Here is a 21,004-nt window from a genome sequence, read left to right on the forward strand (position 1 = left end):
GCGTCTCAGACGCAGTCACTTTTCGCGTCACAGACGCAGTGCGCCCGCTACCGCCGCCAGAACCGCCAACGCCCGAAGGATTCCCGACGCAAGCTTGTTGACCTTGAACATCGAGTAGGCGCCGCCCACGGCAATTCCCGCGCCGATGAACAGCAAGTAGGTGAAGAGGACGCTCACAGTGTGCCCTTCGTCGACGGCACGCCGCTCACGCGCGGATCCGGCTCGACCGCCTCACGCAGAGCTCGCGCAACGGCCTTGTACTCCGCCTCGGTGATGTGGTGCTGATCGCGGCCGTACAGAACCCGAACGTGCAGTGCGATACGTGCATTCAATGCGATCGACTCGAACACGTGGCGGTTGATCACCGCGTGATACGGAACGCCCGGGTACCCGCCGATGACGGAATGCACCATGTAGTCGGGCTCACCGGTGTGCACGCAGTACGGGCGACCGGAGACGTCGACCGACGCGTGCGCCAGCGTTTCGTCCATCGGGATGAAAGCGTCGCCGAAACGACGGATGCCCTTCTTGTCGCCGAGAGCCTGGCCGAGCGCCTGGCCGAAAACGATCGCGGTGTCCTCGACGGTGTGGTGAGCGTCGATCTCGACGTCACCCTTCGCCTTGACGTCGAGATCGAAGCTGGCGTGCGTACCCAGGGCGTTGAGCATGTGGTCGAAGAACGGAACGCCGGTGGAGACGTCGACGATGCCGGTCCCGTCCAGATTCAGTTCGACGACGATGCTTGATTCCCGAGTTGTTCGTTCGATCCGCGCGATGCGATCGCTCATGCCGTCTCTCCTGAATTCGTGTCGACCAGCTGGGTGCCTGCGATTTCGTCACTGGCCTTGATGAACGCGTCGTTCTCGGCTTCGAGTCCCACGGTGGCCCGCAGATATCCGGGGATGCCGATGTCGCGGATGAGAACCCCGCGGTCGAGGTATTCCTTCCACGCCTGTGCACTGTCGGTGAACTGTCCGAACAAGATGAAGTTCGCGTCACTGGGAATCACTCGGAAACCGGTGTCCGCCAGCGCCTTCGACACGCGATCGCGCTCGGCGGACAAGGCGTGCACACTGCCGAGGGTCTCGTCGGCGTGACGCAGGGCGGCACGTGCCGCCGCCTGCGTGACCACCGAGAGGTGATAAGGCAAGCGCACCAATAACAGTGCGTCGATGAACGCGGGAGCGGCGGCGAGGTAGCCGAGTCGGCCACCGGCAAACGCGAAAGCCTTGCTCATGGTGCGGGTCACAACCAGCTTGGCCGGGAACTCGTCGATCAGCGTCATCGCGCTCGGGGCAGCGGAGAACTCCGCGTACGCCTCGTCCACGATCACGATGCCCGGCGCCACGTCGAGGATGCGTCGCAGTTCTGCAATGCCGACGCTGTGTCCGGTCGGGTTGTTGGGGCTGGTCACGAACACGACGTCGGGTCGACGTTCCGCGATCACGGTGACGGCAGCATCCACGTCGAGTGCGAAGTCGTCCCGACGGAAGACCTCGACCCACTCGGTATCGGTACCGTCGGCGATGATCGGGTGCATCGAGTACGAAGGCACAAAACCCATCGCGCTACGTCCCGGACCTGCGAACGCCTGAAGAAGTTGCTGCAGAATCTCGTTCGATCCGTTTGCCGCCCACAGATTGTCGACGGTGACCGGTACACCTGTCTGCTTCGCCAGGTACGCCGCCAGATCCGTCCGCAACGCCACAGCGTCACGGTCGGGGTAGCGGTGCAGTTCCTTCGCGGCTTCGCGCACGGATTCGGCCACATCGTCGATGAGCGCCTGGGTCGGCGGATGCGGGTTCTCGTTCGTGTTGAGCTGAACCGGAACCGTCAACTGCGGTGCGCCGTACGCCGACTTTCCACGCAGGTTCTCGCGAATCGGCAGGGCGTCGACCGAAATCGACTCTCCAGGAGCACTACTCATCGCAGAGCCTCGAATCGCAGACGCACAGCCTCGCCGTGAGCCGGCAGATCCTCCGCATTGGCCAGCGTGATGACATGTCCGGCAACGTCTTTCAGTGCAGACTCGGAGTAGTCGATCACGTGGATTCCACGAAGGAACGTCTGCACACTCAGACCGGAGGAGTGGCGTGCACACCCGGCCGTCGGCAGAACGTGGTTGGAGCCGGCGCAGTAGTCGCCGAGACTGACCGGCGCCCACGGGCCGACGAACACGGCACCAGCGCTGGTGACCTGAGCTGCCACCCCGGTTGCATCCTCGGTCTGGATCTCGAGGTGCTCTGCCGCATACGCATTGACGACGCGCAGACCAGCGGAAACATCAGAAACGAGCACCGTGCCCGACTGGCTACCGGTCAGTGCCGTGGTGACGCGCTCGCGATGCTTGGTGATCTCGAGCTGCGCAGCCAGAGCCTTGTCGACCGCGTCGGCCAAGTCGACGCTGGTCGTGACAAGAACGCTGGCGGCCATCACGTCGTGCTCGGCCTGGCTGATGAGATCGGCGGCAACGTGGACCGGGTCAGCGGTGTGGTCGGCGAGGATCGCGATCTCGGTGGGACCGGCTTCCGCGTCGATGCCGACCAGTCCGCGGCACAGACGCTTGGCGGCAGTGACGTAGATGTTGCCGGGACCGGTGATGAGGTCGACCGGGACAAGCTCGGTTCCATCGGTGTCGGTTCCGCCGTAGGTAAGGAGGGCGACGCCCTGCCCGCCGCCGACGGCCCACACCTCGTCGACGCCGAGCATGGCTGCTGCGGCAAGGATGGTCGAGTGCGGCAATCCGCCGAAGTCGGCTTGGGGCGGCGAGGCGACAACAAGTGATCCGACGCCGGCCGTCTGAGCCGGCACGACGTTCATGACAACGCTGGACGGGTACACGGCATTGCCGCCGGGCACGTACAGCCCGACGCGCTCGACCGGAACCCAACGCTCGGTGACCGTGCCACCCGGAACAACCTCGGTGACGGTGTCCTTGCGACGCTGGTCGGCGTGCACCGTGCGGGTGCGCTCGATCGCAACCTCGAGGGCTTCCTTGACTGCGGGGTCGAGTTCACGAAGTGCGCGCTCGAGCTCGGCTGCTGGTACACGAACCGAAGCCGGACGAACGCCGTCGAACTTCTCGCCGAACTCGAGGGCGGCTTCTGCCCCGCGATCACGGACGGCTTCGACCATCGGGCGAACCTGATGCAGTACCGCGTCCACATCCACTCCACCTCGGGGAAGCGCGGCGCGAAGTTCGGCCGTGGATGGGGTACGACCACGCAGGTCGGTGCGGGCAAGCATGAGAGTTCCTCTCGTACGCAAACGGGGTGCCTGTGCAAGCGGCAGCAAACCGGTCCGGCATCACAGGCCCTGAACAGCGCGCCTGAAACACAGAACTGATGTCAATTATCCAGGATAGGCGCACCCCGTTTTTCACCGGTCCACCTGCAACGCTCACTGCAGGTCCGGCGCCCGCCGCCGGGCGAGTTCGATCAGCTCGTCCCTTCGAGGTGTTGCCACCGAGATTTCACGGCCGTCATGCAGACGAAAGCGGACCCCGTCGCCGGGTGACGCGAGAATTACCCGCATACCTGGGCCGGTCATTCGATAACCGATTCCGGAGCCCATCCCGATATGTACTGCAGTGGCAGACACAACTTCGTCCCACCTAAATACCTGACGCAGCCCCGGAGACAGCGCGATCGACACTCGTTCGACGTCTGTGGTGATGATCACGCGCACCTTCCACATGTACGCGGCCAACCCGAAGGACAGGACCGCGGACAACACGGCGCCGACGTAGCCCGCCGAGTCGCGATCCACGATTGCCGCGAACCCGCAGACAATTACCAGGACAATTCCGAGGACGACGCACAATGCGACCGCCGAACGCCGCAGTAGTGGGCTCAGGGGAATGGACTCGTGAAATTCGCGCACAGCACCCCCCGCCTCGATCGCCGACAACCCCACCCCGAGGAATGACACCGGGAACACGACCATCCCATTACTCGCGCTTTTATAACAAACACGTCACGCACAGCTAGGGTCCAAAGTCGTGACAGACAGTGACGTGGCCACGACCGCACCTCCGGCCTTGCCGACCCCTCAGCGATCCAGCGGACCGAACCGAGCACGGATCGTTGCGATTGTCGCATCGATCCTCGGCATAGTTTTGTGCGGATCAGTGCCGTTCCTGCCGATCGAGCAGGACACCGCCGTCGTCAACTGGCCGCAGGCCGGGTCGACGACAAGCGTCGAGGCGCCATTGGTCTCGTACACACCGTTGCGCATGGAGGCATCGATTCCGTGCGCGTCGATCAGCGAGTTGGCCGCCACCGGCGGAACACTCGTCTCGACTGCACCTCCGGGTGCCCCCGATGCGCGCCGCTACGGATTTGTTGCCACCGTCTCCCCCGAATCCGCCGACGCTCCCGCTCGGGTCGACGTTGTCCTGCGTGATCAAGTGTTGCTCTCGACACCCGTTGCTGATCTGCAGACTGGATGCGCGCTCACGCTCGCCGCCGAGCCGACCCGAACCACCTTCAGCGCCACCGGTTCCGAACCGCGCGTCATCGAGGGCGACAGCCGACCACAGGTAGTCGGCGTCTTCAGCGACCTCGATTCGGCGGCAGCCGGTTTGAACGTCTCGATCGAGGCGGACTCTCGCTTCACGTCGAGCCCGTCGGTGATCAAGACTCTCGCCATGATTCTCGGGGCACTCACGGCTGTCGTGTCCCTCTTCGCGCTGCACCGCCTCGACAACCGCGACGGCCGGGGCACACGCAAATTTCTGCCCGCCCGATGGTGGAAGTTCACCGTCCTCGACGGGGTCGTCGTCGGAACTCTGGTGCTGTGGCACTTCATCGGCGCTACCACCACCGACGACGGCTACCAGTTCACGATGGCAAGAGCCTCCGAGCAATCGGGCTACATGTCCAACTACTTCCGGTGGTTCGCGGTCCCCGAAACCCCGTTCGGAACGCCGTATTACAACATCCTCGGACTCCTGGCCCACGTCAGCACCGCAAGCCCCTGGGTCCGTCTGCCTGCTCTGTTGGCAGGCATCATCACCTGGCTCGTCATCAGCCGGGAGGTTGCGCCTCGGCTGGGCGCCGCCATTCGCGGAAATCGACTCGCCCTCTGGACCGGCGCGCTTGTCTTCCTCGCTTTCTGGCTTCCGTTCAACAACGGACTGCGCCCCGAACCGATCGTTGCCCTCGGCGTGCTGCTGACCTGGTGCTCGATCGAACGCGCCGTCGCGACGAGACGACTTCTGCCGGTCGCAGTCGCGATCCTGATCGCCGGATTCACCTTGACTGCCGGCCCTTCCGGCCTCATCTGCTTTGCCGCACTCATCGCCGGAATACGCCCGATCATGCGCATCATCATCGAACGTGCGCGCACCACCGGTTACGTCGCGGCTGTCGGGCCACTGCTAGCTGCCGGACTCTCGATTCTCATCCCCGCGTTCGGCGATCAAAGTCTGGCCGCCGTCATCGAGATGCAACGCGTCCACTCGATCTCACCGAATCAGCCCTGGTTCGACGAGTACCTCCGCTATCAGTACCTCTTCAACATCTCCGTCGACGGTTCCCTGACTCGCAGATTCGGTGTGTTCGTCATGGTTCTGTGCCTTGGCGTCTGCACCGCGATGATGCTGCGCAAAGGGGGCCGTATTCCCGGTTTGGCCGCCGGCCCGTCACGCCGCGTCGTGGGGCTGACGATCGGCGCACTGCCACTGCTGATGTTCTCGCCGACCAAGTGGACGCACCACTTCGGAATCTTTGCCGGACTCACCGCCGTTCTGGCGATGATGACGGCCGTCGCCGTGGGAACGAAACTCCTGCGCTCGCCGCGCAATCGGGCCCTCTTCGCGGCGGCCGTCCTGTTCCTCCTCGCGGTGGCATTCACCGGCAGCAACAGCTACTACTACGTGTCCAGCTACAGCGTTCCGTGGTGGGACAAGCCTGTGTCCATCAGCGGACTCGGCGCGAGCACCGTCCTCCTCGGGCTGACGGTGCTGATGCTCGGCGTCGCCGCGTGGTACTTCTTCCGTGAGCCGTACACCGCGGGGAAGGAACCGTCCGCGAAGCACGCTCGACTGCTTGCCATCTCGCCACTGACGGTTGCCGCAGGTGCCATGGTCCTCTTCGAGGTGCTGTCCATGGCCAAGGGCGCGGTCACCCAGTACCCGGCCTATTCGGTGGGCCGTGCAAACGTCGACGCCGTTCTCGGCCGACATTGCGGTCTCGCCAACGACGTTCTGCTCGAGACCGATCCGAACGCCTCGATGCTGACGCCCCTCTCGGGCAGCGTCGCCACAGGACTGTCCGCCGGTGGGGCTACGGGATTCGATCCGAATGGCGTCGCCTCCGACCTTCGAGCAGACAAGGAAGCCACGGCTACCGGCGGCGCGAACACCGTCGACACCTCCGAGGACACCGCCGGCAACTCGGCCGGAACCGGCGGTGGCGCCGGACAGACCGGAGTCAACGGCAGTTCGGTCGCGTTGCCGTTCGGTCTCGACCCGGCGACAACACCCGTCATGGGTAGTTACGGTCAGCCCTCCCCCGGCACTCTGACCAGTGACTGGTACCAACTCCCCGACGTGGGCGAGAACGCCACGCGTGGCGACATCATCTCGATTGCCGCGGCTGGTCGTGTTCGGTCCGTCGACAAGGACGGAATCGTCACCTACGGCCAGAACGTCGAGGTCGAGTACGGCACAGCGCGTGGCGTCGACGATGCCGAAACAGACGCTGTCGAAACACTCGGAAAGATCGCGCCCCTCGACATCGGCCCGGCGCCGTCATGGCGGAACCTGCGTGTGCCGTTGGATCAGATTCCCGTCGAAGCCAACAGCATTCGACTGGTCGTCAGCGACTACGACAGCAAGCCCGACCAATGGGTGGCCGTCACCCCGCCGCGGGTTCCGAAGACCCAGAAGCTCAACGACGTCGTCGGTTCACAGGCGCCCGTCATGCTGGATTGGGCTGTCGGACTGGCATTCCCGTGCCAACGCCCCTTCGATCATCGGGTCGGTATCGCCGAGGTCCCCGAGTATCGGATCCTTCCCGACCATTCCGGCGCGCTCGTGACCAGTGCCTGGCAGGACCACTACGGCGGTGGACCGTTGGGGTGGATCGATCTGCTCCTGACCGCTCAGACCATTCCGTCGTATCTCGACAACGACTGGGCTCGCGACTGGGGTTCGATCGAGAAGTACACACCGATCGATCCGAGTGCAGTACCTGCCCAGGTCGACGAAGCGACCGTTCAGCGCTCCGGGACGTGGAATCCGGGATCGATGACCATGGTTTTCTGAGCGGAATTTCTGAGCGGCTGGGTCACTGAGTGACACGGTCCAGTCGCGGGCGGATCGGACGAAACGCCTGCGACTGGACACTTGTATGACTTAGTCTCCCAGGCATGGGAGCCCTGTCACGGTCTATCGCGCCTGCGCTGATGGCACTGACGTGCCTGTTCGGGGTGCTGGCCCTTCCCGCTCACGCCTCGGCTGAGGTACCGGATGACTTCCTCTGGGGCGTTGCCACCTCCGGGTTCCAATCGGAAGGTTCGTCGCCGGACAGCAACTGGTCTCGATACTCCGATTCCGGACGAACCCACGACAAGATCGGTGACTCGGTCGACTTCCGTCATCGCTACGCCGAGGACATCGACCGGGCGGCCGATCTGGGATCGAAGGTTTTCCGATTCGGCGTCGAGTGGGCGCGAGTTCAGCCCGCCGCCGGGAGCTGGAACGAGACCGAATTCGCCTACTACGACGACGTGGTAGCTCACATCCGCGCGCGGGGCATGACTCCGATGATCACACTCGACCACTGGGTGTATCCGGGATGGGTTGTCGATCAAGGCGGCTGGACAAATCCGAAGACGGAAGCCGATTGGCTGGTCAACGCAGAGAAGGTAGTCGAGCGGTACTCCGGAATCGGGGCGCTCTGGATCACGATCAACGAGCCGACTGTGTACGTTCAGCGCGAATTGACCTACGGCGGAATCGCACTCACCCAGGCGCCGTCGATGTTCGACTCATTGGTCCGAGTCCACCGGGCGATCTACGACCGCATCCATGTTCTCGATCCCGGTGCCCGCGTAAGCAGTAATTTCTCCTTCATTCCCGGCGTGTCCGAGGCGATCGATTCGGTATTCACGGATCGAGTGCGCGACAAGCTCGACTTTCTCGGCATCGACTACTACTACGGTGTGGCCCTGAACAATCCGACTGCCGCGTACGCCGCACTCGACGAGTTCTACAACGTCACGCCGCAGCCCGAAGGCCTGTACGACGCATTGATGCGGTACTCGGGCAAGTACTCGGAACTCCCCCTCTACATCGTCGAGAACGGCATGCCCACCGACAACGGAACGCCGCGTGCCGACGGATACACACGCGCGAATCACTTACGCGATCACATCTATTGGATGGAACGCGCCCGAGAAGACGGTGCCGACGTGATCGGCTACAACTACTGGTCCATCACCGACAACTACGAATGGGGTTCGTACCGACCTCGATTCGGCCTCTACACGGTCGATGTTCTCGGCGATCCCACTGCGGCCCGAATCCCGACCGACGGCGTCGACGCCTACCGCCGGATCATTCACGAGAACGGCGTCGGGGCCGACTACGTGCCCGTCATGGCCCCGGCTTTCTGCTCGCTCGTCGATCCTCCCCGCAGCTGTACGGCTACTCGATGAGGGCCGTTTTCCGAATTTCCTCCACTCCTCGTCGTTAGGATGTCCCATGCGAACACTGCGAAATATCGCCGGAACTGCCGCTGCCACCGCTGTCCTGATCCTGGTTGCCGGAGGCGCTGCGACGGCAGCCCCGAACCCGGCCGATTCACCCCGCGAGGCGCAAGCACGCGCCTACATCGACGCCCTCGTCTCCCATGACGTCTCCGATGTTCATTTCGCCCCGGATGCGACCCGCGTCGAAGCCGGACTCAAGACGGGGTTCTCCGGACCACAGATGTCCGCCGACCTCGAAAACGGCATCCAATACCGCGTTATCCAGGGCGTCCGAGACCTCGAGATGTCGGAGGCCGGGGACATCGTCTCGACCACCTACCTGCTGGACGCGGGAATCGGCGGCACTCGCCTCATGACCGTGGAGATTCGTGAAACCTTCGAAGTCCGTGACGGTCTCATCCACGACGTCGTCGCCGACATCATCCCTGTGTCTGTGTCGTGACGCGCGCCCGATAGCTACTGGGCGGTGCACCCGAGACTCGGGTGCACATCGCCGCGAAGGCAGCCGGCGTCGAGTATCCGAGTTCAGACGCAACGGCCGTCACACTGGCCCCGGCAGAAAGTTTCGGAAGCGCGTGAAGAATGCAGGCACGCTGCATCCACGACGACGCGCTCATCCCCGTTTCCGAGATCAGCAAGCGGTGCAGTGTCCGTTCACTGACGTGGAGTCGGTCAGCCCACCGCGTGGGCGAGTCATGGATCGACGGGGCTGCGAGATACTGCGCGCACAACGCCCGCAATCCCGGGTGCCGAGGCAGCGGGAGTTCCACAGGTAGGGGCGCAAGATCGCGAAGTTCGTGCAGGATCAGCTGAAATACCGCGGCGCTGCGTCCGTGTGCGGGGAAGTCGTCCTCCACATTCAGCTCGACATCCACGTCGACTGCAGCGACAAGTAACTCACGCAGGAGCGACGATACTGCGACGACTCGGCACCTGACCGGGAACCACGGCGCTGCGGACGGTTCGATGTAGAGGCTTCGCGTGCTGACGCCGTCCATTGTCACGGCATGAGCGACACCGGCGGGAATCATGACCGCATTGGACGGCAGAACAGTCCACTCACCGTCTTCGGTTTCGACGTTCATCGCACCGTTCACAGCGAAGAGAAACTGGGCTCGTCGATGTTCGTGGGCGGCCAGCACGTGACCGGGTGGGTAGTCGGTTCCGATTGCGAGAACACCGCGGGGTGAGTGATCGACGTCGTTGATCGAGATGTTGCGCACCGGAGGAACCTACCGAGTCCGTGTCTGATTGACAATGGAACCTGGCGAACCTTCGAATGTGCGCCAGCGGAGAAATCGCTACCGTTCATCGAGTGCTTCACTACGCCCTCATCCTTCTCGCTTTCGGCGCCTTGACCGGAGTCACCACCGTTCTGTTCGGATTCGGTGGCGGGTTTGTCACTGTCCCAGTCGTTTACGCTGCATCGACGCTGAGGCCGGACGTCATCGATCCGATGCATGTCGCCGTAGCATCCTCGGCGGCCGTGATGGTGGTCAATTCACTCGGTGCCACAGTCGCATTCAGGAAGTCAGGACGGCTTCGGACGGAGTACATCAGACCTCTGATCGGCCCCGTCGCACTCGGAGCCGGGCTCGGAGCGGTTGCGGCGGGCCACGTAGACGACGGCGTCGTCCGGATTCTGTTTGTGCTCTACCTGCTGGTGACAATCTTGGACAGTCTTCTGCGACAAGGGTTTCTGACACCATCTGAACCTCGCGAACATCTTGACCGTCACGGCGTCCGCGCTGTCGGGATAGGCATCGGTGCCGTCGCAAGTTTCCTCGGAGTCGGCGGGAGCGTCATGACGGTTCCGATGATGCGACGCCGCGGAGTTCCGATGGCCGACGCCGCCGCGAGCGCCAACCCGTTGAGCTTGCCTGTCGCCGTCGTCGCGACTGCGGTGTATGCGGTCTCATCAGGGCACAGTTCAGCCTCGGATCTGTCGGCGGGCAGAGTCGGCGCTGTCGACCTTCTGGCCGTCTGTGCACTACTCGCCGGTTCCCTACCGGCGATCGCGCTGAGCCGACGAATCGTCGGTGCCATACCGGACCGAGTCCATGCCGCCGCCTACATCGCTCTACTCGGCGTCGTCACGGCAGTGATGGTGATTGCTTAGCGAACGGCGTATCGCAGATAGATGACGCCGCCGTCGAAGGTTTTCTCCTCGAGCAGTTGCAGATCAAGCCGGCTTTCCGGGAGAGCTCGCAATCCGCCACCGATATTGACCGGACACAGGAACAGTCTGACTTCATCGACCAAACCCGCCGCGAAAGCACTAACCGCAACCGTCGGTCCACCGATCGAGATATCTTGTACCGCTTCACTCTCGAGCAAACGGATGAAGTCTTCATCGAAGCTCGGGACAATCCTGGTACGTGCGGTCGACACCTCGTTCAGCGTCGTGGAGTACACGATCTTGTCGATTCCACGCCAGATCTGAGCGAACTCGGCGGTCGCCGCCTCGATACCGGCAAACTCGCCCGGAGCCGAAGGTCCTCCTGCCACCGAAGAACGCTCGAGATCCTCGGACGCCATTGTTTCCCAGGGAATCATCGTCTCGTACATCCGGCGCCCGAGCAGGTACGTGCCGACTCCCCTCTCTAGCTCGTTGACGAACGCGTGGACCTGCGCGTCGGGAACCGCCCAGTCGAAGTTCCCCTGCTCATCGGCCACATACCCGTCGATCGAGCAGATCGCCGAGTAGATCAGGCTCACCATCGGTCCACGTGCAGCACGTTGTCGACCGGTTCACGGGCGGCGGGTTTGAACGTCTCGCCGGTGAAGTACGCCGTCGGGATGAGCGCAGCCTGATGGAATCCGGCCGGAATGCCCAGCAGCTCGGCAACTTCCGCTTCACGCTGCAAATGCAATGTCGTCCACGCCGTACCGAGCCCACGTGCCCGCGCGGCCAGCGCGTAACTCCACGCAGCCGGGAGTAGCGAACCCCACAGGCCGGCTTGGTTCCCCTCCGGCAGCGTCTTGCCCGCCTTGATACACGGAATGAGAAGGACCGGCACCTCACCCATGTGCTCACCGAGCCACGCGACGCTGGTGCCCACGCGTTGTTGAATCGGCGCGCGATCGGGATCATCGGCGAAGAGTTTTGCCGCCGAACCGTGAGAGGCAAGGTACTCGTCGGTGACTTCCTTGTAGATCTGCCCGACTGCTGCACGCAGTGCCGGATCGGTCACCACCATCCACTGCCAGCCCTGGCGATTCGAACCGGAGGGCGCTTGCAGGGCGATCTGGAGGCATTCCTTCACCAGGTCCAACGGCACGGGACGGGTCAGATCCAGACGCTTTCGAACGGTCCGCGTTGTGGTCAGCAATTCGTCGGGTGTCAGGTCGAGTACGGGATACGACGTCATCCCCCGATCATTGCACTGTCGCGAGCAGTGAGCAGGACTGTCCGTCTACACTTTTCTGATCCCGTGCGTGCTCGTTGTCGGGAGTATTTCCCGATCAAAGGACTTTCGACATGAGTTGGCACGTCTGGTTGGCGTTCTTCGGAGCAAGTTGGGTGATCAGCCTGTCGCCGGGGGCCGGCGCCATTGCGTCGATGTCGTCGGGACTTGCCTATGGCTTGCGACGCGGATACTGGAACATCTTCGGGCTGCAGTTGGGATTGTTGCTGCAGATCGGAATTGTCGCGGCGGGGGTCGGTGCAATTCTCGCCAGTTCGACCGTGGCCTTTTCCTTGATCAAGTGGTTCGGTGTCGCATACCTCGTCTACCTGGGGATCAGGCAGTGGCGATCGGCGCCCACCGAGGTGGAGACCGACGAGGCAGCCGCGAGCAGCTCCGGCCCGATGATGATGCTTCGCGGATTTCTCGTGAACGCGAGCAATCCGAAGGCCGTCGTTTTCATGCTCGCAGTGCTCCCGCAGTTCCTGGACCCGTCGGCGCCGCTGCTGCCGCAGTATCTGATCATCGCCGCCACGATGTGCGCAGTCGACGTGATCGTGATGACCGGATACACCGGCCTGGCCGCCCGGGTGCTCACCTTGATGCGCTCCCCCAAACAGCAGCGAACCACCAATCGAGTGTTCGCCGGTCTGTTCTTCGGAGCCGCCGGCTTCCTCTCGAGCATCGGGCGTGCAGCGGCTTGATCGGTCACACGGCTCGAGAGATCACAGGCCCGCAATCAAGTTGACGACGGACGCCACGATCACCGAACCGAACAGGTACGACAGCAATGCGTGGCCGAGTGCCATCGCGCGCATGTCCGACGACTTCAAGTTGGTGTCGGAAATCGCGAAGCTCATCCCGACCGTGTACGCCACGTAGGCGAAATCGCTGTACCTCGGCGGTTCTTCCTGATTGAAATCGATTCCGCCGTCGGGGCCGGAGTAGTACAGCCGTGCATATCCGAGGGCGAAGAGCGTGTGGACCGCCAGCCACGAGATCACGACGCTGCCGACTGCAACCGATGCCGCCACTACTTGGTAGTGATGTCCGTCGGGTGCCGCCAGGAGCAGGAACGCGATACCGACCAGGCTCGCGACGGCGGCACCGAGAATCAGCAGGTGCGCGACGTTTCGGGCCGGCTCTTCGCGCGTTGCGTGGCTTGCGGTGAGCGTCGCGTCGAAGGGCCAGACCAGAATCCACGTCCACACCGTGAACACCATCGCCGCCACATCCCAGCCGATCAGAAACGCGAATCGGGGGTAGCCGACCAACGCCGTGACGACACCGGCGGCCACACCGAGCAGCAGACCCGTCGACACTCTCAGCGCCGGCCCGGCACCCAGGGCGCTCCGTGGAACCGGGTTGATCGGAAGGTCGTGCGGTCGATCGTTCACGGGCTCAGTCAACCACTGTTAGAAGTGAGACGGTGGTTACGTGACACGGCGACTCAGGCGTTGCACGCACCGACTATCGGCTTGCCGTTGAATCTGTCCAGCACGTACTGCAATCCGACGCCGAAATCCGCTACGGCCGGCGCGAGGTGGTTGTTGCCGCTCCCCGGATTCACCGCAGGCAAGGTGTCGGTGAACAACGTCGCCTCGGCCCCGCGCGCGCACCAGTCCTGAACCAGGCGCCGGGTTTGCTCGTACGGGATGAAATCGTCGTTGAGCGCTCCGTTGACCAGAATCGGCGAGGCCGGGGTTCGCCACCCGATGCGTTGTTCCTCGATCACCTGTTGGATCTCCGGTACCGATTCCACCACGTCGGCGAGTGGGTCGTCCGTCTGTGGTCCACGACGCCGTCGACTGCTTCCCGTACTTGGTTCGGGAATCGATGAGGCATTGCCCGGCGACGTCGGCGAGCACGGACCGGCCGTAGTCGTTGAGTCGAGATTCGATCGGCTCTCGGGCGGCGGGATAGCGGTCGAGGACGCCGTTGATCGTGTAACCGATCGCGGCCATCAGGCCGGTACCGTCGATATGACGCAGAACGCTTGCCAGGTCTGCCGGGGGCGCGCTCGCGTAACTCCCGACCAGATTCAACTCAGGCGCGTATTCGGGTGCCAGTTCGGTTGCAGCGGCAGTGGCGCCGCCGCCCTGCGAGTGGCCCCACAGCGCTATCGGATCGTCCTCTCCTGCCCGCGCGAGGGCTCGGGCAGCGCGCGCACCGTCCAACATCGCATGGGCTTCCTCGGCGCGATTGACGTAGGTATGGACGCCGGGTGTTCCGAGTCCGATGTAGTCGGTGACGAATACACGAACGCCCTGGGTGAGGAAAGCGAAAGCAAAAGCTGACTCGTAGTTGACACCGACACTGTCCACACCGGCACCGTAGTTCGACGGATTCCCGGGTTCCGCCAGGCGGAGCTGACCGGCAGTGGGAAACATCCTCGACGGCGCGCACTGATCACCTTGGCCCTGCGTACCCGGACCGATCACCACCGTCGGGCGGGGGCCCGCTCCTGACCACGGGGCAGCCGGCTCCAGGTACGAGCCCGACACAGCAACCTTGGATCCGTGGGTGTCGGTACTCGAATACAGGATCCGGGTCCCCACACCAGGCACTCCGCCGACGGCACCGGCCAGAGCCAGCGGTTCCGTCCGAATCACCGAACCCGGATCACCGACGTCGCCCGGAATCGCATCGTAGAAATCGTTCACAGGTTCGGCGTTCGACATCGGTGTGAACAGCAGCGAGGTCGGCAACAGCGCTGATACCGCAACGGCCGAAATCGTCAGTGCCGCGAGGACAACCTTCCGGGTGCTCATGGAAATCCAACGTATAGGCCTCAGTCGACGCGCGGACCGGTTTCGATCTGCGGGACTTCAATCGATCGATACCAACTGTCACGCGAGCGGGCCATGCCGCTGGCCCCCCGATCCCCTGGTTTCACGGCCAGAACCTGATGAATCGTAAGCCTGTGCGGCTCCTCGAAACCCAGGGCACTGGCAGCGAGATACAGCAACCAGGTACGCACCCGGGGAGCACCGACCTGTAAGACCGATGCGTCCCAGTTCTCACGAAGGTTCTGCACCCATGCGCGCAGTGTCAGTGCGTAATGCTCGCGCAACGCTTCGCTGTCACGCGTCTCGAAACCCGAAAGTTCCAGCGCATCAATGGTTTTACTCAACGGAAGGATCTCACCGTCCGGGAAGATGTACCTGTCGATGAAGCTGGGACCGTCATCGACGTTGTCCGACAACGACTTCACCGCGGCGATGGCATGATTGAGCAGACGACCCTGCGGCACGAGCAGGTCGTAGAGTTTTGCCGTGTACACCGGCAAATTGACCAGGCCCACGTGCTCGGACATGCCGATGCTCGAAATCGCGTCGTAAGGGCCGTCGTCGACGTCGCGGTAGTCCTGCACCCGAATCTCGATACGATCGGTCAAACCCGCGTCGGCAACTCGCCCCTTGGCGTATTCGACCTGCTCGTTGCTCAGCGAGACTCCGACGACGTCAACGCCGTAGTTCTGGGCGGCGTGCAATGCCATCGATCCCCAACCGCAGCCGACGTCGAGCAGTCGCATTCCCGGCTTCAGATCGAGCTTGCGGCAAATCAAGTCCAGCTTCGCGTACTGAGCAGCTTCGAGGGATTCGACACCTTCCGGCCAGTATCCGCACGAATAAACCATGCTCGGCCCGAGGAACAGTTCGTAGAAGCGATTCCCGACGTCGTAGTGATGGGAGACAGTCGCCGAATCGCGTGATCTACTGTGCCGCTTGCCTCGCTTACTACGCATCTCGATCGCCGGGGGTGACGGTGGTGGACCCACCGCCCCCAAGCCGGCGAAAGTACCGGCGGCGCGAACAATCGAGCGCAGCGGCAACGTCGACAAACGATTCTCACCGAGCCGCGTGACCAGTTCCGGGACGTCGAGGAGCGCGAAGATATCGCCGTCTACGTCCAGATCGCCGGAAACGTACGCCCTCGCCAGCCCTAATTCGTTGGGAGAGTAGAGGACCCGCCGTAGGGCACGCCGATTCCGGAAGTGAACCTGCGCAGCGGCGTCCGGTGGCCCTGCCTCCGAACCGTCCCAACATCGCACGCGAACCGGAAGCGGAACCCCGATCACTTCCTCGAACACCGTCAAAATCTTGGCCGCGGCACCAGTCACTGATCAACCCTCCGACAAAAGATGGTTAGCCGATGACAGAAAACTTACGCCCGATTCGCGAATCTTTCGCGCCATTTGTCCGAGTTTTGGACAGTGTTCATCGCGGTTTCGGTATTCATCGCCGAGTTCAGGGTTCCACCATTCCGGCGAGGAATTCCACCAGCAGTCTCTTCGTGACCTCACGTGGCAGCGATTCCACTGCCGCGAGGACGGCCGCCATGTCCAAGGGAGAATCGGAAGAGCCCCGAGGATCCAGCCCCGCCGACGTCAACGCTGCCGCGACGGCGTCACTGGGCAACGCAAGAACATCGGCGACGGTGACATCGCCACGTTCGAATGCTCCGGCCAACTCTGCCAGGGCCGGCGGCGCCTCGGCTGCCGCCGAGCCGCGAACGTCGTCGGCACCGAGGACGAGTGCGCTGGTCAACTCGCCGAGCACAGATTCCGTCACCGGGGTGACGGTGAGGTGGGTTGTTCGAGGCAACGTCGTCCCGTCAGGTTGCGTCGACGCCGGCTGCCCTTGAAGGACGAAGCCGCGGGCACCGACAGCGCTCACCCAGCGATGCGGATCCACTCGCCGTTCGAGCGGCACGGAATCGTCGGTAGCGACCGCGAACAGTGGTCCCACCGGCGAGCCCACGACGCGAAGACCCTCGATTGCCTCGACCGTGCCGATCAGTGCACGAGTGGCCCGCTGCGCCCGGGACACCAATTCGGCGTACCCGGATTGCCCGAGGACTTGCGAAATCGCCCAAGCACCGGCAAGAGCAGCAACGGATTTGGAACCGAGAAGCGTGGGATTGACCACCGGGTACCCCGGCCAGTCCGTGAGTCCGAAATACTGCTTGCGATGCAGATCTCGCCCTCGGTGCAGCAGGACCGAAACGCCTTTGGGCGAGTATCCGTACTTGTGGAAGTCGACGGACATGCTGGTGACCCCGGGCACCCGGAAATCCCAGGGTGGCAGATCACCCCACCACGGCAACGCAAGCCCACCGATGCAGGCGTCGACATGCAGTGGAATCGAATGTGCACGAGCAACTTCCGCGACATCGGCGATCGGGTCGAGCACCGCGAACGGGTAGCTGGGCGCGGAGACGACGATCAAGACCGTGTCTTTCCGAACTGCCGTCGCAATATCTTGTGCGCCGACGCGCCCCGACGTGGGATCTACTGGTACCAGGATCAGTTCCAGTCCGAGCAGGTGAGCTGCCTTGTGGAAAGCGGCATGCGCGGTGGTCGGAAGAACCAGCGAACCCTCACCCGGCGGGAGCCCACGGAAGTCGCGAGCTGCCTTGACGGCCAACACACAACTCTCCGTTCCGCCGCTGGTGACATTGCCGACGACTACGCCTCCGGCGTCTGTATCTGCGGCTGGGTCTGAAGCTCCATGGAGGAACTCGCGTGCGAACGCAACCAACTCACGCTCCATCACCGCGGTGGACGGGAACACCGTCGGGTCGAGACCGTTGACCGGCTGAACCAATCGAGCTGCGTCCGCTGCCAACTCGTCGAGCGCTGCGAGGCCGCTGTCGTACACGTACGACAGAACCCGGCCTCCGTGCGTCGGAGCGTCCTGCTCGCGAAGCGAACGCAACCGACTCAAGATGTCGGCCGCCCTCTTCTCGAGGTTTGCGCTCTCGACGATCTTGCCCTGAAGTTCCTCGGCCCGAGTGGAACTCATCGTTCACCTTTCGTTCTCGTGAGTGGATTCTTGTTCGGTGCGGTAATTCCGCAATACGACCAGGCTGATCGCAACCAGGATCGCCGGCACGACCGAGAAGCCGAGGGCAATTCCGGTCAGCGCCGATTCCGGTTGCACGACAGTCTCGCCCGCAGTTTTCGAGACGAAGCCGGTCACCGCGAGTACACCCAAGAACACCGCGGGTCCCAGGGCAAGGCCTGCGGTTTCCGCGGCGGTCCAGATGCCACTGAGCGAACCACCGCGTTGGCGCCCACCGATTCGCGCGTCGTCCTCGATGACGTCCGGAAGCATCGCCAGCGGGAACACCTGCATGCCGGCGTAGCCGACGCCGGCAAGCGCGACGGCACCGTAGATCCACGAACCCGCGTCGACAGCCGCAAGCGTCAACAACGCCGTGGCGACGACGAACAGAACCGAAGACACCACGTAACCGCGAAGCTTTCCGTACCGATGCGAGAACCGGTACCACAGCGGCATGACGACGAGAGCTGGTCCGACGAGTGCAACGAACAGACCGGTGAGCGCACCTTCGTTGCCCATCACATAGGTCGCCAGATATTGCGCACCCGCCAACATCACGGCGGTGGCAAGAGCTTGGAGCACGAAGACGCTGACCAGCAATCGGAACGCGCGGGTACGTCGTATCGCGTCGAACCCGTCCCGGTACTGCGAGAGCAACGAGCCGACCGGCGCGTCCGCGTGAGTCACCGTGTGGCGCGCGGCTCCGCGAACTGCCCAGATCATTGCCCCGCACATCAGCGCCGACACCCCGATCGCCATGACCAGATAACCGCGTGCTCCGCCTCCGGCAGCATCGCGGAGCTCGGGTCCGCCGGCGCCGATGACCAGAATTGTCAGGGCCAACACCGCAATTCGAACCGATACCAACCGAGTGCGCTCGTGGTAATCGCCGGTCAACTCGGTCGGCAACGCGATATATGGAACCTGAAAGAGGCTGTAGGCACTCGCCGCGAGCAGGAAGAAGACGAGCACCCACATCGCCCCGACTCCTGGGCCGGCCGACACCGGGGCCGAGAACGTGAGAATGAAGAGCAACGGCAGTCCCAGAGCGCCTGCGAGCATGAGTGGCACTCGCGTACCGGTTCGATGAGAGCTTCGGTCGCTGATCGACCCGATCAGCGGATCGATCAGGACGTCGGCGATTTTCGGGACAATGACCACAAGCGACGCGAGCGCCGCGGCAACGCCGAGCGTGTCGGTCAGGTAGTACGCCAGTACCAGACCTGGCAGAACACCGAATCCACCCGTACCGACACTTCCCGCTGCGTATCCGGCCACCACACCACGCGAAAGCCTGTCGGGCGATCTACCTTCACGAAGACGTACCGGTTTGTCTGTAGTCACCGTCCACACACTAATGTCACGACTTCGTACCGCGAGGGCAAAAGAATCCCGATGACCAGAAGTCGCTCACTCGGACGGGCCTGGCATGCCAGACTGTGACCCGATTCGCACACGAAACGAAGGTCTGAAGACGATGGTTGACCCACTGCGAGAGATCTGGCCTCCGTACGGAGTCACGATCACGTGTGGGCCCATCACCTTGCTCCCTGTGCGCGACGATCATTTCCCCGAACTCACTGCGCTGGTCCGAGCCGGCATTCACCCTGCCGAACAGATGCCGTTTCTCGTCCCCTGGACGGTGGGCACTCCCGACGAAGTGTCGCGAAGATTCATCCAATACCACTGGTCGGTCCGCGGAGCGATGACCATGACCGACTGGAAATTCGAAACAGCCATTGTCGTCGACGGAGAAACCGTCGGCTGCCAGGCGTTCGCCGCGACGGACTTTCCTACCAGTCGTACCGGTGAAACCGGCTCGTGGATTGGACGCGGGTTCCAAGGCCGGGGTGTCGGCACTCTCGCCCGACAGGCAATCTGCGCATTCGCATTCGACTCTTTGGGTGCACGAAGCGTGGTGTCATCGGCATTCACGGACAACCCCGCCTCGATCACGGTGTCCACCAAAGTCGGGTACCGCGCAGACGGCACAGTAGAGGAGTTGGCTGCCGACGGTCGCATGACCGTGCGTCGTCTCTTCACCCTCAGCCGCGAAGATTTTGTCGCACCGCCGTATCCCGTCGAAGTGACCGGCGTGCGCGCGTTCAAGACGATGCTCGGCATCGACTGAGCGAGCTACCCGTGCACCGTGAGAACCGAGAGAGCAGCGACAACCGGAAGACCAGTGACAACCGGAAGACCAGGGACAACCGGTAGAACAGACACATGGAACCCTCCGACATGATGGCCGCAGTCACCTCGTCCATGCGCGACCGTACCGGGCGCACCCTCGAAGAATGGGTTGAGGCCGTACGGACGTCCGGGGTCGACCCGCTCGATCAGAACGAAGTGCGCAAGTGGCTGAAAGCAGAGCACGGTGTGCCGCAGAATTCGCAGTGGGCAATTGCATTCGAGACTGCCGAACAGGCCGGATGGGTGGAGCCGACCGTCGAGCAATACATCGACCAGCAGTACAGCGGCCCGAAGGCAGCACTGCGGCCGATCTTCGATGCAGCCCGACGTCTGATCGAAGAACTCGGAGCCGATGTTCGGGTCGAAGGCCGCGGAACCTACACACCCTTCGTTCGCGCTCGCCAATTCGCCGCCATCGCAGCGGCCACCAAGGCCCGAGTCGACCTCGGACTACGTTTTGTCGAGGCCCCCGAATCCGAACTTCTTGTGCCAGCCAAGGCTCCCGGGCAGTCGACCCACAAGATCGGGCTTACCAGCACCGCAGACGTGAACGACGAAGTCGGATCGCTGACAGCGATCGCGTATCAACAGAACGGCCGGTAGGTCACCCACTCACCGCCACGCAAACGCACCTGCAGGCTGCACGAAAGTCCCTGTCCTCCTTGTCGGAGAACAGGGACTTTCTTCACCGCGGGGGAAGGTCGCTGCGACGTGTCAGCTCAGGCCGAAGAGCGCGCCGATGATGGTCCGAGCAGCCTCGAAGAGCGCGTCGACGGACGGAACACCGATTTCAGAGCTGATGGAAAAAAGGGAACCCAACATACGATCCTCCGGAGA

General features: G+C 63.2%; 20 protein-coding genes and 1 pseudogene. 7 read left to right on the top strand and 14 right to left on the bottom strand.

Going from position 1 to position 21,004, the window contains the following annotated elements; translation table 11 throughout:
- Nucleotides 1-27: 27 nt before the first annotated feature.
- The 5 genes from M1L53_RS15255 to M1L53_RS15275 form a co-directional block, all read right to left on the bottom strand.
- Complete coding sequence (locus M1L53_RS15255) at nt 28-177, bottom strand: hypothetical protein (RefSeq protein ID WP_185744461.1); 150 nt, start codon at nt 175-177, stop codon at nt 28-30.
- The gene (gene hisB, locus M1L53_RS15260; protein ID WP_003942383.1) at nt 174-788 is read right to left on the bottom strand and encodes an imidazoleglycerol-phosphate dehydratase HisB; all 615 of its coding nucleotides are present in this window, start codon (nt 786-788) and stop codon (nt 174-176) included. Before hisB ends, M1L53_RS15255 begins: the two co-directional genes overlap by 4 nt.
- The gene (locus tag M1L53_RS15265; RefSeq protein ID WP_042449556.1) at nt 785-1,927 is read right to left on the bottom strand and encodes a histidinol-phosphate transaminase; all 1,143 of its coding nucleotides are present in this window, start codon (nt 1,925-1,927) and stop codon (nt 785-787) included. Before M1L53_RS15265 ends, hisB begins: the two co-directional genes overlap by 4 nt.
- The gene (gene hisD / locus M1L53_RS15270) at nt 1,924-3,246 is read right to left on the bottom strand and encodes a histidinol dehydrogenase (protein WP_054187186.1); all 1,323 of its coding nucleotides are present in this window, start codon (nt 3,244-3,246) and stop codon (nt 1,924-1,926) included. The genes M1L53_RS15265 and hisD overlap by 4 nt, the downstream gene beginning before the upstream one ends.
- A 153-nt stretch (nt 3,247-3,399) precedes the next feature.
- Complete coding sequence (locus M1L53_RS15275) at nt 3,400-3,945, bottom strand: hypothetical protein (RefSeq protein ID WP_007732256.1); 546 nt, start codon at nt 3,943-3,945, stop codon at nt 3,400-3,402.
- A 55-nt stretch (nt 3,946-4,000) separates the two neighbouring features.
- Between M1L53_RS15275 and M1L53_RS15280 the strand changes: the two genes are divergently transcribed.
- From M1L53_RS15280 to M1L53_RS15290, 3 genes are all read left to right on the top strand, one after another.
- Nucleotides 4,001-7,270 carry an arabinosyltransferase domain-containing protein gene (locus M1L53_RS15280; protein ID WP_397517560.1) on the top strand — a complete coding sequence of 1,090 codons (3,270 nt, stop codon included), beginning with the start codon at nt 4,001-4,003 and terminating at the stop codon, nt 7,268-7,270.
- A gap of 140 nt (nt 7,271-7,410) precedes the next feature.
- Complete coding sequence (locus M1L53_RS15285; RefSeq protein ID WP_082900860.1) at nt 7,411-8,664, top strand: glycoside hydrolase family 1 protein; 1,254 nt, start codon at nt 7,411-7,413, stop codon at nt 8,662-8,664.
- A 46-nt stretch (nt 8,665-8,710) separates the two neighbouring features.
- Entirely contained in the window at nt 8,711-9,160 is a 450-nt protein-coding gene (locus M1L53_RS15290) for a hypothetical protein (protein WP_007732260.1), read from the top strand.
- Here M1L53_RS15290 and M1L53_RS15295 read toward each other — a convergent pair.
- Nucleotides 9,138-9,941: a helix-turn-helix domain-containing protein gene (locus M1L53_RS15295; protein WP_054187183.1), complete on the bottom strand. Its 804-nt coding sequence runs from the start codon at nt 9,939-9,941 to the stop codon at nt 9,138-9,140. The genes M1L53_RS15290 and M1L53_RS15295 overlap by 23 nt on opposite strands.
- 92 nt (nt 9,942-10,033) lie before the next feature.
- On the opposite strand from M1L53_RS15295, the gene M1L53_RS15300 reads away from it, so the two are divergent.
- Complete coding sequence (locus M1L53_RS15300) at nt 10,034-10,837, top strand: sulfite exporter TauE/SafE family protein (protein WP_197492815.1); 804 nt, start codon at nt 10,034-10,036, stop codon at nt 10,835-10,837.
- On the opposite strand, the gene M1L53_RS15305 is transcribed toward M1L53_RS15300, so the two are convergent.
- Together M1L53_RS15305 and M1L53_RS15310 are read right to left on the bottom strand one after the other, a co-directional pair.
- Nucleotides 10,834-11,439: a dihydrofolate reductase family protein gene (locus tag M1L53_RS15305; protein WP_030537073.1), complete on the bottom strand. Its 606-nt coding sequence runs from the start codon at nt 11,437-11,439 to the stop codon at nt 10,834-10,836. The genes M1L53_RS15300 and M1L53_RS15305 overlap by 4 nt on opposite strands.
- Complete coding sequence (locus M1L53_RS15310) at nt 11,433-12,089, bottom strand: nitroreductase family protein (RefSeq protein ID WP_003942413.1); 657 nt, start codon at nt 12,087-12,089, stop codon at nt 11,433-11,435. The genes M1L53_RS15305 and M1L53_RS15310 overlap by 7 nt, the downstream gene beginning before the upstream one ends.
- A 110-nt stretch (nt 12,090-12,199) precedes the next feature.
- On the opposite strand from M1L53_RS15310, the gene M1L53_RS15315 reads away from it, so the two are divergent.
- Nucleotides 12,200-12,829, top strand: coding sequence for a LysE family transporter (locus M1L53_RS15315; protein ID WP_037130153.1), 630 nt, complete (start codon nt 12,200-12,202; stop codon nt 12,827-12,829).
- A gap of 21 nt (nt 12,830-12,850) precedes the next feature.
- Here the strand turns inward: M1L53_RS15315 and M1L53_RS15320 are convergent, their stop codons facing one another.
- The 6 genes and pseudogenes from M1L53_RS15320 to M1L53_RS15345 form a co-directional block, all read right to left on the bottom strand.
- Nucleotides 12,851-13,522, bottom strand: a complete 672-nt coding sequence (locus tag M1L53_RS15320) for a DUF1345 domain-containing protein (protein ID WP_030537075.1) — start codon at nt 13,520-13,522, stop codon at nt 12,851-12,853.
- Between the two features lie 53 nt (nt 13,523-13,575).
- Nucleotides 13,576-13,890 (bottom strand): lipase family protein, encoded by a 315-nt coding sequence (locus tag M1L53_RS15325; RefSeq protein ID WP_315974178.1) that lies wholly within the window; start codon nt 13,888-13,890, stop codon nt 13,576-13,578.
- Nucleotides 13,891-13,978: 88 nt separating this feature from the next.
- Nucleotides 13,979-14,896: pseudogene (locus tag M1L53_RS34805) on the bottom strand (lipase family protein); the annotation flags it as partial.
- A gap of 20 nt (nt 14,897-14,916) precedes the next feature.
- Nucleotides 14,917-16,248 carry a cyclopropane-fatty-acyl-phospholipid synthase family protein gene (locus tag M1L53_RS15335; protein WP_054187182.1) on the bottom strand — a complete coding sequence of 444 codons (1,332 nt, stop codon included), beginning with the start codon at nt 16,246-16,248 and terminating at the stop codon, nt 14,917-14,919.
- A 127-nt stretch (nt 16,249-16,375) separates the two neighbouring features.
- Nucleotides 16,376-17,932 (bottom strand): aminotransferase class V-fold PLP-dependent enzyme, encoded by a 1,557-nt coding sequence (locus tag M1L53_RS15340; RefSeq protein WP_185744462.1) that lies wholly within the window; start codon nt 17,930-17,932, stop codon nt 16,376-16,378.
- A gap of 3 nt (nt 17,933-17,935) precedes the next feature.
- Nucleotides 17,936-19,327 (bottom strand): MFS transporter, encoded by a 1,392-nt coding sequence (locus tag M1L53_RS15345; RefSeq protein WP_042925076.1) that lies wholly within the window; start codon nt 19,325-19,327, stop codon nt 17,936-17,938.
- A gap of 124 nt (nt 19,328-19,451) precedes the next feature.
- Between M1L53_RS15345 and M1L53_RS15350 the strand changes: the two genes are divergently transcribed.
- Together M1L53_RS15350 and M1L53_RS15355 are read left to right on the top strand one after the other, a co-directional pair.
- Nucleotides 19,452-20,105: a GNAT family N-acetyltransferase gene (locus M1L53_RS15350; RefSeq protein ID WP_176742015.1), complete on the top strand. Its 654-nt coding sequence runs from the start codon at nt 19,452-19,454 to the stop codon at nt 20,103-20,105.
- Nucleotides 20,106-20,200: 95 nt separating this feature from the next.
- Nucleotides 20,201-20,770 carry a DUF5655 domain-containing protein gene (locus M1L53_RS15355; protein ID WP_054187180.1) on the top strand — a complete coding sequence of 190 codons (570 nt, stop codon included), beginning with the start codon at nt 20,201-20,203 and terminating at the stop codon, nt 20,768-20,770.
- Nucleotides 20,771-21,004 lie beyond the last annotated feature (234 nt).

Source organism: Rhodococcus sp. T9N, assembly GCF_024436645.1.
Classification (GTDB): domain Bacteria; phylum Actinomycetota; class Actinomycetes; order Mycobacteriales; family Mycobacteriaceae; genus Rhodococcus_F; species Rhodococcus_F qingshengii.